We start from the raw sequence: 13,488 nt of genomic DNA on the forward strand, positions 1-13,488 counted from the left end.
CGCAAGATGGCGCCGCCCCACCTGCTCCTATTTTCGTTTTGGAGATGCGCGCCCGTTCACCGCGAGCAGATCCTGAAAAATCGCACCGGAAGTCCAAGGAGACGCTGATGCCTGTCGTTCGTGGCAAGACTATCGAGCCGCTGTTTACCGCCGAAATGATTGCCGAGCGCAACCGCAGCATGGCAAAGCAGATTGCCGAAGGCCCAACAAAAGATCTGCTGGTGATTGCCGTTCTGAAGGGCTCGTTCATCTTTGCAGCCGATCTACTGCGCGCACTGCACGATACCGGTCTTGCGCCGGAAGTCGAGTTCATCACCCTCTCCAGCTATGGCGCCGGCACCGTTTCCCAGGGCGTTCGGATCGTCAAGGATATCGATTCGGACGTCAAGGACCGCGACGTTCTGCTGATCGACGACATTCTGGAGTCCGGTCGCACCCTTAAGTTTGCGAAGGAACTGCTCTATGAACGCGGCGCGCGCCACGTGACCATTGCCGTGCTTCTCGACAAGAGTGTGAAGCGCAAGGAAAAGCTGGAAGCGGATTATGTGGGCTTCGAATGCCCGGATTACTTCGTTGTCGGCTACGGCATGGATGTCGCCTACGCCTTCCGCGAACTGCCATTCGTCGGCGTCGTCAAGGGCGATGCAGAATAGAACAGAGGCTCGGAAAGACACGGGGCGTTAACCATCAACACCCCGTGCCGGCAAATCTTTACTCCTCGAAAAGGAAAAACAGGTCATCTGGGTCCCGAATTGATGCACGGAGTAACCCAAGCCATGGCCAAGATCCTGATCACCGAAGACGAAGATTCGCTACGCTCCTTCGTTGCTCGCGCGCTCCGTCTCGACGGCCATGAGACCTATGAAGCTGCCGATGGTGCAGAGGGGCTGGAACGTCTGAATGAGGATAGTTTCGATCTGCTCCTGTCGGATATTCGCATGCCGGTAATGGATGGCATCGAACTGGCACACCGTGCCGCCGATCAGTTTCCGCAACTGAAAATCCTGCTGATGACCGGTTATGCCGAACAACGCGAACGCGCCGACGACCTGATGGCAAAGATCATCGATGTCGTTGACAAGCCCTTTGCGCTGCCCGATATCCGCCGCGCTGTAGCGCAGGCCTTGGCAACAGCCTCCCGCGCCGCTTGATAAAGACGGATTAGCTTGAATGGCAGGAAGCCGCGGCCCGTCCGCGGCTCTTTTAGTATGTCGCGCAAAAGTGTGCAGCGGTTTTGCGATGACGACATGCGAAAAACCAAAGAGATAAAAGCGTCAGGAGCGAATCTGAAAGATCGCGACCCGCTTTAATCACCGCGTTTCCAGCAAACGCTCGAGGTAGCGGCGCTCCATGTCATTGAACATCGGATTGCCGATCGTGCCCTGAAGCGTATCGTTCAGCTTTTCGCGAATGGCATCGAGAATGCGTCGCGCCTGCTGCGCATCGATTTCATCCGGCACCCGCAGACGCGTATCCGGCAAACCATCCGTACCGCCCGTTTCGCGACCGAGCGGATCACGACCCTGCTGGTTGCCTTGGCCAGCCTGCCCCGGACCTTGGCCCTGCCCCTGGCCCTCGCCGGGCTGCTGTCCGCGCATGGCCTGCATCATCTGGTTCATCATGTTCTGGGCGCCCTGCCGCAAGGCGTTCAACGCATTGCCCTGGCCTTCCACGGCCTGATCACCCTCGGCATTGCCAAGTGCCTTGCCGGCATTGCCCATTTCTTTCTGGGCCTGACCGAAGTTCTGGCCGGGATCCATACCAAGTTCTTTCAGGCCCTTTTGCAACTGATCCAGCTTCTGGCCGAGCCCCTCCTGCTGCGCCCGCAACTGCTTCAATGCCTCGCGCAACTGCTGCTCGGTCATTTGCTCTGGTTGCTGCTGCCCATTCTGGCCCTGTTGGCCCTGCTGCTGGCCTTGTTGTTGACCTTGCTGGTTCTGGCCCTGCTGATTCTGCCCTTGATTATAGGGCTGGTCCGGGTTGCCGCGCTGCATGCGGTCCCGCAGCGCCTCGTTCAGGCGGTGCGTCTGGTCCATCAGCCGCTGCTGCTCCTGCATGATCTCGCCGAGACGGTCGATCTGCTCACGCATCGGATTGCTTTGCTGCTGTTGACCCTGCTGCGGGCGCTGCATCCGCCCAGCTTGCAGATTGTTCATCATCCGCTGCAATTCGGAAAGCATCTGCTGCGCGGCGTCGCGGTTGCCGGAACGGGCGAGATTTTCGATCTGGTCCATCATCCGCTGCAAATCACGCTGGCGGATCGTATTCTGCGCCTGCATGTTCTGCTGCGACTGCGGCATGTTCTGCATGCGCTGGGCAAGCTCGTTCATGAAGTTCTGCATGGCCTGACGCAGTTCCTGCATCAGCTTTGCGATTTCCTGTTCCGACGCATTGTTCTGCAACGCGTCCTGAAGTGCCTGCTGCGCATCGCGCAATCTGCGTTCCGCCTGCGAGAGATCGCCATCCTCGATACCAAGCGCTATTTCCCACAGATAGGCAGCGGTATCCTTCAACTGCTCTTCCGTTCGGGCAAGCTTCATGCGCTCGCGGGCCGACCGGATCAGCAGATAGTGACTTAGGTTCGGTATCGTTTCGTCCGGACGCAGCGAAAGCGCCTGGTTGAGCGCCAATGCGCGTGGCATCTGTCGCGTATCGAGCGCAAAGACTTGCCTTTGCTCGGCCACGGCTGCGGCCAGAGGCTCCACAAAGCGCTTGCCGGGCATGATCATTTCCACGGGCGCGCTGCGCCCCTCCTGCCCTGCGCCGTCCGTTGCAACGAGCGTGATGCGAACCCGCTTGCCGGCGAGCGGATGTTCCGTCAGATCCCGGCTCGTGGTGCTGCGGATCTCCGGCTCCTTGCCGCGTCGCGGCAGCGTCAGCCGAAATTCAGGTGCAGGAAACAATGGCTTCGCGCCTTCCGCGGGCGGTTCGACTGGCTCTATTTTGGCCTCGGCCTTGACGATCCCGTAATCATCCTTCGCCACGGCCATCACCTCCAGCGCACCGTTGACAGCGCGCCTCGGCGGCTTGTCGAAGGCTATTTCCGGCACCTTGTCCGGAATGACGTCAAACAGCCACTGCTGGCCGTTGACAGAGAGATCGCCGCTTTCATTGATCTTCATGGCATAGGTGCGTGGCGTATTCACGGGGCTAGCGGGCGCGGGGGTCGCCTGTGCTGTCGACTGCGGTTGCGAACCGGGTGCAGTCTGCCCCGGCTTTGCCTGCTCATCCTGCAAGGGAACCGCACGCTGTGCGCCACCCTCCATGGGCAGGAAGTTCACCGACTCAGCGCCTTCGCCACCGGTCACTCGAACGGTCAGCTGCGAATATTGCGGCACCATGATCTTGTCCTGCGTCGGCGACTGGTTGCCGGTCAGGAAGATCGGGGCGCGACCGGTATAGGACGGCGGCGTCAGCCACGCATCGATACGCAGATCCGGGTCGGTCTTGGCGGGCGGAGCAGACGGACTGACGATGTCTGCAACAGAGCCGCCACCATTCGAATAGGAATAGGCAAAGGCCACGAAGACCAGAAGCGCTGGAATGGCGCGCAGCGCATAGCGGTCATGGCTTGCGATATCCGGCTGCGGCAGTCCGGCATCCAGATCCGCAATCCTTTGCGCCATGCGGATCTGGTGTTCTTTCCAGAGCGCCCGGGCGAAGGGGGAATCAAAGGCCGGTTCATCTTCCTGCACGCCCACGGGCTGGTGCGGCAGGTGATTGCGCTTTTCCAGCAGCCGGTCGGCCTCTGCGGCGGCAGGCCAGCGAAGGCGCGAGAGCGGCAGAAGAGATGTCAGGAATGCAAAAATGAAGATGAAGAAGACGGCCCAGCGTGCAATGTCTGGCATAAGCCGGAACAGGCCAAACCACGCGACGGACAGCGCGAGAGCCAGAATGGAAAGCGGGGCGAGAAGCTTGGGCGCCAGCCGCTCGAGGAAGAGAACGAGCCGCGCAAAGAAGCGCTTGGTTGCGACTCGGCGCGCCAAGGCCGGATGCGTTTCAAAGGCGCCCTTGCGGGAAAGGCTCATGCGGTCCGTCTCCTGAAGCTGGCGGCGTCAACCGGCGATTAGCGACGCAACCAGAGCGCCGCCGCTTGGCCAGAAGATACCAGCCTTTGTGGCGAAGACGAGGGGAAGCGCCAAACTTGATGCCGCTTTCCCGCCATTTCTCTGAAATGTGAACGGTCAGCCAGAAAAAACCGCTCAGGCCAGCCAGGCCGGAACACTGTCCAGGCCGATCAATTCCTCATAGGTTCCGCGCGGACGAATGACGTGGAACTCATCGCCCTTGACCAGAACCTCTGGCACCAGCAGGCGGGAATTATAGGTTCCCGCCTGAACTGCGCCATAGGCACCGGCAGAGCCAACCGCGAATAGATCGCCCGGATTGGGCTTCGCCATATCGCGGTCAAGCGCCAGGTAATCGCCGGTTTCACACACAGGGCCAACGACATCGGCCTTGATATGCTCCACATCGGCGGCGGGAAGCACGACCGGGCGAATGCCATGATAGGCTTCATAAAGCGTTGGACGGATGAGATCGTTCATCGCGCCATCCACGATGACGAAGGTCTTTTCGCCAGCATCCTTCACGAAGATGACTTCTGTCACCAGAATACCGGCATTGCCGACAATCAGGCGACCGGGCTCAGTCACGATCTTGCAATTGAGGCTTCGCAGTTGCGCCTTGACAATATCGGCATAGGCATCCGGCAGCGGCGGCGGCGAATTGTCTTCGCGGTAAGGGATGCCGAGCCCGCCGCCGATATCCACGTGCTCGATCGCGTGACCGTCAGTTCGCAGCGTCTCGACGAGTTCGCGCAGCAGACGGAACGCATCTTCAAACGGCTGAAGCTCGGTGATCTGGCTACCGATATGCATGTCGATGCCGCTGACATGAATGCCGGGAAGCGTTGCCGCATGGGCATAAACCGCACGCGCCCGCTCATAGGAGATACCGAACTTGTTTTCCTTTTTGCCGGTCGAGATCTTCGCATGGGTGCGCGCATCGACATCCGGGTTGATGCGGAAGGAGACATGCGCCTTGCGGCCCATTTTCTGCGCCCGGACGTTCAGGATTTCGAGTTCCGGCTCCGATTCCACGTTGAAGCAGTAGATGCCTGCCTCAAGCGCCAGATCCATTTCCGCAGGCGTCTTTCCGACGCCGGAGAACATGATGCGGCTCGCCGGAATTCCAGCCGCCAGAGCGCGACGCAATTCACCGCCGGAGACCACATCGACGCCCGCGCCCAGCCGACCGAGCGTCTTCAAGACCGCCTGGTTAGAGTTGGCCTTCATGGCATAACACACCATGGCATCCACATCGGCAAAGGCCTTCGAAAACACCTTGTAATGCCGCTCCAACGTCGCCGTGGAATAGCAATAAAAGGGTGTGCCAACGGCCTTGGCGATGTCCGGAATGGCAACGCCTTCGGCGTGCAGAACGCCGTCAATGTACTGAAAATGGTTCACGGCAATAACTCGGATTTAGAGAAGCGGATCAAGCAGGAAGGGCCGATCCGGAGCCGTATTCTGCTGCGGCTGGCTGCTGTTTTTGCGCAGGTTCTGCTGCTCGATCGGCGTGCTGGGTTTGTCCAGATTGCCCTTTCGGCCACAACCGGTGACAACGATACCAGCAATGCACATCACAGCGGTGATGCGAACGATTACGCGCAAGGTGGACATTCCAAATCCTTCAAAACAGCAGTTTCAGCCTGTTCATAGCGAAGTTCTTGCCGCTTGTGCAGTCACTTCTTCACGTCTTCAGTTGCGTCCGCGCCACCAGGCGATCTGCTTGCGCACTTCCGACGGAGCGGTTCCGCCGAAGCTGGTGCGGCTTGCCACGGAGGCATCGACCGTCAGAACGTCGAAAACATTCTCGGTAATCGCCTCATGGATGGACTTCAGGTCTTCGAGGCTGAGATCGGCGAGATCGCATCCCTTCTGTTCCGCAAGCGCGACGGCGCGACCGGTCACGTGGTGTGCATCGCGGAACGGCAGGCCCGCCTCGCGCACCAGCCAGTCGGCAAGGTCGGTCGCGGTCGAAAAGCCCGAACCGGCGGCAGCCCGCATGCGATCCACACGCACCGTCATGTCACGCACCATGCCAGCCATGGCCGCAACAGCAAGCTCCAGGTTCTCCGCCGCGTCGAACACCTGCTCCTTGTCTTCCTGCATATCCTTGGAATACGCGAGCGGAAGTCCCTTCATGATGGTGAGCAAGGCCACCAGCGAACCGTTGATGCGGCCGGTCTTGGCGCGCACCAGTTCGGCGGCATCCGGGTTCTTCTTCTGCGGCATGATCGAGGAGCCGGTCGAAAATGCATCCGAGAGGCGAATGAATCCAAACTGCGGCGTCGACCAGATGACGATTTCCTCGGCAAAGCGCGACAGATGGACCGCGCAGATGGAGGCAACCGACAGGAACTCCAGCGCGAAATCGCGGTCGGACACCGTATCGATCGAATTGCGGGTCGGCGAACGGAAGCCGAGCGCTTCTGCCGTCATGTGGCGGTCGATCTTGAAGCCGGTGCCGGCCAAGGCGGCGGCACCGATCGGGCATTCGTCCATGTGGTCGATGGCGTGGCGTACACGCGAACGGTCGCGGCCGAACATTTCCACATAGGCCATGCAGTGATGACCGAAGGTAACCGGCTGCGCCGTCTGCAAATGCGTGAAGCCTGGCATCACGGTATCGGCGTGTTCTTCCGCCTTGTCGAGGAGCGCTGTAATGAGGTCCGTCAGCGCAGCATCCGTCTTGACCAGCTCTTCCTTCACCCACAGGCGGAAATCCAGCGCCACCTGATCGTTGCGGGAACGCGCAGTGTGCAGGCGTCCGGCCGCCGGGCCGATCAGCGTTGCAAGGCGTGCCTCGATGTTCATGTGAATGTCTTCGAGCTTGCGCGAGAATTCGAAACGACCCGCCTCGATCTCTGACAGGATCGTGTTCAGACCTTCGACGATCTTGTCTTTATCTTCGCCGGAAATAATGCCTTGTTTCGCCAGCATGGTGGCATGCGCGATTGAGCCGCGGATATCCTGAGCGTAGAGCTTCTTGTCGAAGCCGATGGAGGCGTTTATCTCCTCCATGATGGCATCCGGACCGGAGGCAAAGCGCCCGCCCCACATCTGGTTGGAGGAACCCGCATCCTTCGTGCCGTCAGCCATGATTATCCGTCCTGGAGTCGTAAATGTCGAACAAGAGACCCTTGGGTCTGCCATCCGCCCGCCTGGTTATCGTCGCAGCCATCGCCGGAATCCTGGCGGGTGCGGTTGCGGTATACGTGAAGCATGACCCTTCTGGCAATGCCACAGAAATAGCAGGTGGCCAGTGCGAAGGAGCAATCGAACAGGCAAAGCTTGTCTCTGATCTGGCGACGGGCGAAATCGCGGCCATGAAGGGCGTCGATAGTCCAAGGCCGCTGCAGTCACTCGCCTTCAAAGGACCAGCGGGGCAGGATCTGAAACTGCCGAATTTCGAAGGCAAGACGGTTCTCGTCAACCTCTGGGCAACCTGGTGCGTGCCCTGCCGGGAAGAAATGCCGGCACTCAACAATCTGCAGAAGGCCAAGGGTAGCGATCGGTTTGAAGTCGTTGCCATCAACATCGATACCGGCAGTGATGAAAAGCCAAAGGCCTTTCTTCAGGAAACAGGCGTACACGATCTGGCCTATTACCGGGATAGTTCCATGGGCGTCTTCAATGCGCTGAAAAAGGAAGGCCTTGCTTTCGGCCTGCCTGTCACACTCATCGTCAACAGGAAAGGCTGCCTGATCGGCGCCATGAATGGCCCCGCCCACTGGGATAGCGATCGGGCCAAGGACATGATCGCAAAAGTGTCGGCGCTCTGAAGCGCCGACAGTTTCAGTCGAAAAGTCAGCGTGTTGGAACCGGCACTTCGCCACGGTAATCGTAGAAGCCGCGACCAGACTTGCGGCCAAGCCAGCCAGCCTCGACATATTTGACCAGCAGCGGACACGGACGATACTTGCTGTCGGCAAGGCCGTCGTAGAGAACCTGCATGATGGAGAGACAAGTATCGAGACCGATGAAATCCGCCAGCTGCAGCGGTCCCATCGGATGGTTCGCGCCCAGCTTCATGGCCGTGTCGATCGCCTCGACCGAGCCGACACCCTCATAAAGCGTATAAATCGCCTCGTTGATCATCGGCAAAAGTATGCGGTTGACGATGAAGGCCGGGAAATCTTCTGCAACCGTAACTGTTTTGTCGAGAGAAGCTACGAATTCCTTGGCCTTGGTGAAAGTTGCCTCGCCGGTTGCAATACCACGCACCAGTTCCACCAGCTTCATAACCGGCACCGGATTCATGAAGTGAATACCCATGAAGCGTTCGGGGCGATCGGTTGCGGAAGCAAGCCGCGTAATGGACAGTGACGATGTATTGGTTGCCAACAGGGCTTCGGGCTTCAGAACGGGGCAGACTTGCGCGAAAATCTTGCGCTTGACGCTCTCGTCTTCAGTTGCCGCCTCGATCACCAGATCGGCGGAAGCGAAGTCGTGCACATCGCCAGTCCCACGAATACGGGACAGGGTCGCGCGGCGATCCTCGTCGGCAAGCTTGCCATTGCTGACCTGCCGCGCCAGGTTTCCGTTGATGGTGGCAAGACCTGCCTCGATCCGCTCGGCGGAAAGGTCATAAAGCGTGACTTTGTAGCCTGCCAGAGCGCAGACATGCGCAATGCCACACCCCATCTGTCCCGCGCCGACGATTCCTACATTCGTGATCATGATGCCCCATTCTCATTGAAAGCGGTTTTGAAGAGACCCGCATGTGATGCGCAGCCGTACAACTTGCGTGCACAGATAAGCTTTTGGCCCCTGTACAAGTGATAATGCCCGAAACAGCAATTTACCAGCCCTGTTGCAACGCCGCATGAACAACAAGTCGTATTGTTGGCGCCATGATTAAGATGATAAAAAATCACCTTTCATGGTCCGGGCCACACACTGCGCCACCCCTTCCAGCCAGGCATCGCGAATCCCCATGTCACGCATATGCTCAACTGTATTCGTAACATAGGCGTGGTTTGGGCCGGACTTGCCTGTTGCTCCTGCGATAATCCGGGCCGCCTCATCGATTTCGAGTGAGCCGGCATACTGGGGATGATTTCTGTCGATCACGTAACCCGTCGCGCGAACCTTTCGTCCATCGAGCAACACGAGCGGCAGTGATTTTTCGAGATACACGTTAGTCACCAGCTCTCGCTCGCGAAGATAGGCAAGCACCTCCGGCCAATCGCCTTCAGCCACCCGAAAGGCCACACCCTTGCAGGAACCACCTCGATCAAGCCCCAGCACCAGCCCCGGCTGCTCGGGCGTTCCCCGGTGAACATAGGAGCGAACGCAGAGCGAGCGGCGATAGCCGAAGGTCAATGCATTGATCCGCTCTTGAAAGGCAAAGCCGGGGTTCCACATGAGGGAGCCGTAGCCAAAGACCCAAAATTCGTCCATATCGCACGCCACATCGCATAATCATTTTGCAAAGCACCATTGGAGATCATCATGGCAGCGTCAAGCCGAAGCAACGTGAGTGCAAAGATTTGGGCACTCGCAGCCGGCATTCTCCTGGTGATCGGGCTCTACACGGCCGGATGGTTCTATGCGGCATCAATGCTGAAGGAAAAGACGCTTGCGCTGCTTGGCGATCAGCAGCGCCATGGCGTTACCGCTGTCTGCCAGGATGCAGAATATCGCGGCTATCCGTTCCGGATCGGCCTGTTCTGCTCCAAAGTCTCCATCGATGACAAGACCAATGGCGTTGCTGCCACCTTTGGTGCATTGCGCTCCGCAGCGCAGATCTATCAGCCGAGCCACATCGTCTGGGAACTGGATGGTCCGGCGGAAACCCGCACCGGCACCGGCATTGCCGCTTCTTCGCAATGGGAAAGCCTGCAGTCCAGCCTCGTCACCACGCTGGGCGGTGTGGATCGTAGCTCCACGGTCATCAAGGGTCTGATGACCGGTATCGTTTCGACCCAGACCGCTCAGGCATTCGACGTCAAGGTCGGCCATACCGAGGCCCATCTGCGCCAGAATGGCAACGACCTTGATGCGGCCATCACCCTGCAGGATACGGATGTGACCGCAAAGGGCTCCCCGCAGATCGTGCCGCGCTTCACGGCAGTCGGTGACGTGACGCTTGCCGGAAAAGCGGCCCTGCTCGCCGGTCAGGATCCGGGTCGAGGTATCTATGGCACCAAGGGCGAAATGCGCCGCCTTGGCATCGACCTTGGCAATGGTCAGGCGCTGTCGATCAGCGGGCCATTCTCCGTGGGTGACGATGGCCGCATTTCCGGAAAACTGCGGGTGGAAGTCGACAAGCTGAGCGCCTGGCGTGACCAGATCAAGGCCAGCGCCCCGCAATTGGCCAAGACGGTCGACACGGCCACGAAAATGCTCTCTGCCATGACCGGCGGCGGCGACAGGGCCGCCATCGACCTGACCCTGAACAACGGCAAGGTCATCCTCGGCGGCTTCATCGCAATTGGCGAGATCCCGCCGCTATAACGGCTTCGTATCTCGTCAGGCCTTCGGGTCCAGCGCGTGGCGGCCAAAGTCGGGCGCGTCCACGTCCTGGCCCGCCTGAACGATGGAACGGCGAATGGTACGGGTGCGCGAGAACAATTCGAACAACTTGTCGCCCTCGCCCCAGCGGATTGCCCGCTGCAGATAGGCCAGATCCTCGGAGAACCGCGCCAGCATTTCGAGGATGGCATCCTTGTTATGCAGGCACACATCCCGCCACATCGTGGGGTCTGACGCCGCCAGACGGGTGAAGTCACGGAAACCGGACGCGGAATATTTGATGACTTCCGATTCCGTCACGGTCTCCAGATCGTCCGCCGTGCCCACGATATTGTAGGCAATGATGTGCGGCAGGTGAGAGACGATCGCCAGCACCTTGTCATGATGCTGCGGGTCCATCTCGTCGATCTTGGAACCGAGCGCGATCCAGAAATTGCGCAGACGACCGAGAGCTGCCTCATCCGTTTCCGGCAGAGGCGTGAAAATGCACCAGCGTCCGCGAAACAGGCCTTCGAAACCGGCATCCGGACCGGATTTCTCCGTGCCGGCCAGCGGGTGGCCCGGAATGAAATGAACGCCTTCCGGCACATGCGGTGCCATCTGCGCGATCACGGAGGCCTTCGTTGAGCCGACATCGGTCAGGATCGCACCTGGCTTCAGGTTCGGTGCGATCTGCTCCGCCACGAGGCCGGAAGAACCGACCGGAACGGAGACGATAACGAGATCCGCATCGCGAACCGCCTCTGCCGCTGAGGTCGTGTAGCGATCGCCGAGTGCAAGCTCTTCGGCGCGCTTCAGCGTTTCGGGGCTGCGGGTGGAGATCACCACTTCGCCCGCCAGACCCAGCGCCTTGATGTCGCGCGCAATCGATGAGCCGATCAGACCGATGCCGATGAGCGCGATCCGGTCAAACAGAATGCCGCTCATGCCTTGCCCAGAAATTCACGCATTGCGGCAATCACGCCAAGATTGGCTTCTTCCGAACCCACCGTCATGCGCAGCGCATTCGGGAAACCATAGCCCTTTACGGCGCGCAGGATGTAGCCGCGGCTGGTGAGGAACTCATCGGCGTCCGGCGCGCGCTTGCCATCGACATCCGGGAAGTGGATGAGAACGAAATTGGTCACCGACGGCGTAACAGTCAGCCCCATTTCCTCGAAGGCCTTGGTGAGCTTGGCTAGCCATTCATCGTTGTGAGCGACAGCCTTTGCGATAAATGCCTGATCGCGCATGGCAGCGGACCCTGCGGCAATGGCAGGCGCATTCATGTTGAACGGCCCGCGAATACGGTTCAGTGCATCGAGGATATCGGCAGGGCCGTACATCCAGCCCACGCGCAGTGCGGCCAGACCGTAAGCCTTGGAGAAGGTACGGGTCATCACAACATTCTGGCTGGACGAAACGAGCTCGATACCCGCTTCGTAGTCATGCTCGTGCACATATTCAGCATAGGCGGCATCAAGAACCAGGATCACATTCTTCGGAAGGCCAGCATGCAGACGGCGCACTTCCGCAGCAGGAACATAGGTACCGGTCGGATTGCCGGGATTGGCGATAAACACCATCTTCGTCTTCGGCGTGACGGCTGCGAGAATGGCGTCCACGTCAACGCGGGCCTCTTTCTCCTTCACCGTGACCGGCGTGGCACCGGCACCCATGATCTGGATCTTGTAGACGAGAAAGCCGTGCTCGGTGATGATCGCCTCATCGCCCTGGCCCAGATAGACGTGGCACAGCAGGCCCAGAAGCTCGTCCGAGCCGTTGCCGCACATCAGGTTCGCCGGGTTCAGGCCGTGCGTTTCGGCAATCGCGCCGCGCAACTGGTTCGCCTGACCGTCCGGATAGATTTCCAGATGACCCGCTGTCTGACGAAATGCATCGATGGCGCTTGGGCTGGCACCCAGCGGCGTCTCGTTGGAGGAAAGCTTGAACACGCGGGCCACGCCCGGCGCATGTTCCTTACCCGGCACGTAGGCGGCGATATCCATGATTCCGGGGCGGGGAACGGGCTTCAGCACGGCTGTATCCATGGGACAGGAACCTTCCATAAATTAGACCCTTCGCCCTTAATCCGGTCAGCCGCTTTTGTCGAGGCCAGACGAGGCCGGGGCCGACTTCAACTCAGGCATGACCTCAACTGCGGCTTCTGGTCGTCGGAACGCCCTGTGCGCCAAGCACGGGCACGAAGACGCGACGGGATGCGCGTGCCGCAACGGGAAGCCCCTGATAGAGGCGCTTCTGCGCTTCCAGAATAAGAACGCCCGAAAAGGCAGGCCAAAGCCTTCGACCGACGCGTTCCAGCCCGTGACGAAGCTTGAGGACGGCCCGCACCTTCGACGGCGGAAAGAACAGCGCTTCCGCGCTGGCGGCGGGGGTGAAATTTGTCTCCCGCAGCAGGTTCGTCAGTTGCCGGCGTGAATAGGGCCGTCCGGAACCGAAGGGCGTATGCTCCATGCGCGCCCAGACCCCGCGCCGGTTCGGCACGACGATGACCAGCCGCCCACCCGGCGCCAGCACCCGCCACATCTCTTTCAGGGTCTCGCGCGGATTTTCGGCAAATTCCAGCGAATGCACCATCAGGATGCGATCGATGGAGGAATCCGGCAGCGGCAGCTCCTCCTCGAACACCAGCGCCGTCGAGGAAAGATCGCCGACCGGCCAGTTTACCGCCCCCTGCCCTGCCGGCATGAAGGCAAATGTGCGCTCCGTATCAGCCTTGAAGCGCTCGATATAGGGAACGGCATAGCCCAGCCCCACCAGCCGCTCTTCCGGAAGCCGCGCCCAGAGCGAACTCAGGGCCATACCGATGGAATGCTCGGCAAAGGCACCCAGCGGCGAATGATAGAATTCTCTGAGATCGACAATATCGGCGTGCATTTCCCAAACCTGACCGATGGGAGGTTGGACTTCAAGTCGTCTGTCTCTACATTGTGTCGCAAACAGT

Annotated in this window: 13 protein-coding genes; 4 read left to right on the forward strand and 9 right to left on the reverse strand. The window is 59.7% G+C overall.

Annotated elements, in window-relative coordinates; genetic code table 11:
* Positions 1–107 precede the first annotated feature (107 nt).
* Together hpt and ASD54_RS18455 are read left to right on the forward strand one after the other, a co-directional pair.
* Positions 108–653, forward strand: a complete 546-nt coding sequence (gene hpt, locus ASD54_RS18450) for a hypoxanthine phosphoribosyltransferase (protein WP_062556282.1) — start codon at positions 108–110, stop codon at positions 651–653.
* A 123-nt stretch (positions 654–776) separates the two neighbouring features.
* A complete protein-coding gene (locus tag ASD54_RS18455; RefSeq protein ID WP_062556026.1) occupies positions 777–1,151 on the forward strand; it encodes a response regulator in 375 nt (124 codons plus the stop codon).
* Positions 1,152–1,310: 159 nt separating this feature from the next.
* On the opposite strand, the gene ASD54_RS18460 is transcribed toward ASD54_RS18455, so the two are convergent.
* The 4 genes from ASD54_RS18460 to argH form a co-directional block, all read right to left on the reverse strand.
* A complete protein-coding gene (locus tag ASD54_RS18460) occupies positions 1,311–4,028 on the reverse strand; it encodes a TIGR02302 family protein (RefSeq protein WP_062556027.1) in 2,718 nt (905 codons plus the stop codon).
* Positions 4,029–4,202: 174 nt separating this feature from the next.
* Positions 4,203–5,471: a diaminopimelate decarboxylase gene (gene lysA, locus ASD54_RS18465; RefSeq protein WP_062556028.1), complete on the reverse strand. Its 1,269-nt coding sequence runs from the start codon at positions 5,469–5,471 to the stop codon at positions 4,203–4,205.
* A gap of 15 nt (positions 5,472–5,486) precedes the next feature.
* Complete coding sequence (locus tag ASD54_RS18470; RefSeq protein WP_062556029.1) at positions 5,487–5,684, reverse strand: hypothetical protein; 198 nt, start codon at positions 5,682–5,684, stop codon at positions 5,487–5,489.
* A 78-nt stretch (positions 5,685–5,762) separates the two neighbouring features.
* Positions 5,763–7,166, reverse strand: a complete 1,404-nt coding sequence (gene argH / locus ASD54_RS18475) for an argininosuccinate lyase (RefSeq protein ID WP_062556030.1) — start codon at positions 7,164–7,166, stop codon at positions 5,763–5,765.
* 23 nt (positions 7,167–7,189) lie between these two features.
* On the opposite strand from argH, the gene ASD54_RS18480 reads away from it, so the two are divergent.
* Positions 7,190–7,849 (forward strand): TlpA disulfide reductase family protein, encoded by a 660-nt coding sequence (locus tag ASD54_RS18480; protein WP_062556031.1) that lies wholly within the window; start codon positions 7,190–7,192, stop codon positions 7,847–7,849.
* Positions 7,850–7,874: 25 nt separating this feature from the next.
* Here the strand turns inward: ASD54_RS18480 and ASD54_RS18485 are convergent, their stop codons facing one another.
* Together ASD54_RS18485 and ASD54_RS18490 are read right to left on the reverse strand one after the other, a co-directional pair.
* Complete coding sequence (locus tag ASD54_RS18485) at positions 7,875–8,747, reverse strand: 3-hydroxybutyryl-CoA dehydrogenase (RefSeq protein WP_062556032.1); 873 nt, start codon at positions 8,745–8,747, stop codon at positions 7,875–7,877.
* A gap of 177 nt (positions 8,748–8,924) precedes the next feature.
* Positions 8,925–9,470, reverse strand: a complete 546-nt coding sequence (locus ASD54_RS18490) for a gamma-glutamylcyclotransferase (protein ID WP_062556033.1) — start codon at positions 9,468–9,470, stop codon at positions 8,925–8,927.
* A gap of 51 nt (positions 9,471–9,521) precedes the next feature.
* Here ASD54_RS18490 and ASD54_RS18495 point away from each other — a divergent pair, with 51 nt between their 5' ends.
* A complete protein-coding gene (locus ASD54_RS18495; RefSeq protein WP_062556283.1) occupies positions 9,522–10,526 on the forward strand; it encodes a DUF2125 domain-containing protein in 1,005 nt (334 codons plus the stop codon).
* A 15-nt stretch (positions 10,527–10,541) separates the two neighbouring features.
* Here ASD54_RS18495 and ASD54_RS18500 read toward each other — a convergent pair whose 3' ends face one another.
* From ASD54_RS18500 to ASD54_RS18510, 3 genes are all read right to left on the reverse strand, one after another.
* Positions 10,542–11,471 (reverse strand): prephenate/arogenate dehydrogenase family protein, encoded by a 930-nt coding sequence (locus tag ASD54_RS18500; protein ID WP_062556034.1) that lies wholly within the window; start codon positions 11,469–11,471, stop codon positions 10,542–10,544.
* Positions 11,468–12,574, reverse strand: a complete 1,107-nt coding sequence (hisC, locus tag ASD54_RS18505) for a histidinol-phosphate transaminase (protein ID WP_062556035.1) — start codon at positions 12,572–12,574, stop codon at positions 11,468–11,470. Before hisC ends, ASD54_RS18500 begins: the two co-directional genes overlap by 4 nt.
* A 103-nt stretch (positions 12,575–12,677) precedes the next feature.
* Complete coding sequence (locus ASD54_RS18510; RefSeq protein ID WP_062556036.1) at positions 12,678–13,421, reverse strand: class I SAM-dependent methyltransferase; 744 nt, start codon at positions 13,419–13,421, stop codon at positions 12,678–12,680.
* Between the last annotated feature and the right edge of the window lie 67 nt (positions 13,422–13,488).

This window comes from Rhizobium sp. Root149, from assembly GCF_001427345.1.
GTDB classification, from domain to species: domain Bacteria; phylum Pseudomonadota; class Alphaproteobacteria; order Rhizobiales; family Rhizobiaceae; genus Neorhizobium; species Neorhizobium rhizoryzae.

Excerpts from the sequence above, each read along its gene's own strand:
- ASD54_RS18460 (WP_062556027.1), bottom strand. The coding sequence starts at position 4,028 with ATGAGCCTTTCCCGCAAGGGCGCCTTTGAAACGCATCCGGCCTTGGCG.
- hisC (WP_062556035.1), bottom strand. The coding sequence starts at position 12,574 with ATGGATACAGCCGTGCTGAAGCCCGTTCCCCGCCCCGGAATCATGGAT.
- ASD54_RS18495 (WP_062556283.1), top strand. The coding sequence starts at position 9,522 with ATGGCAGCGTCAAGCCGAAGCAACGTGAGTGCAAAGATTTGGGCACTC.
- ASD54_RS18455 (WP_062556026.1), top strand. The coding sequence starts at position 777 with ATGGCCAAGATCCTGATCACCGAAGACGAAGATTCGCTACGCTCCTTC.
- ASD54_RS18470 (WP_062556029.1), bottom strand. The coding sequence starts at position 5,684 with ATGTCCACCTTGCGCGTAATCGTTCGCATCACCGCTGTGATGTGCATT.
- hpt (WP_062556282.1), top strand. The coding sequence starts at position 108 with ATGCCTGTCGTTCGTGGCAAGACTATCGAGCCGCTGTTTACCGCCGAA.
- ASD54_RS18485 (WP_062556032.1), bottom strand. The coding sequence starts at position 8,747 with ATGATCACGAATGTAGGAATCGTCGGCGCGGGACAGATGGGGTGTGGC.
- ASD54_RS18480 (WP_062556031.1), top strand. The coding sequence starts at position 7,190 with ATGTCGAACAAGAGACCCTTGGGTCTGCCATCCGCCCGCCTGGTTATC.
- ASD54_RS18510 (WP_062556036.1), bottom strand. The coding sequence starts at position 13,421 with ATGCACGCCGATATTGTCGATCTCAGAGAATTCTATCATTCGCCGCTG.
- argH (WP_062556030.1), bottom strand. The coding sequence starts at position 7,166 with ATGGCTGACGGCACGAAGGATGCGGGTTCCTCCAACCAGATGTGGGGC.
- ASD54_RS18500 (WP_062556034.1), bottom strand. The coding sequence starts at position 11,471 with ATGAGCGGCATTCTGTTTGACCGGATCGCGCTCATCGGCATCGGTCTG.
- ASD54_RS18490 (WP_062556033.1), bottom strand. The coding sequence starts at position 9,470 with ATGGACGAATTTTGGGTCTTTGGCTACGGCTCCCTCATGTGGAACCCC.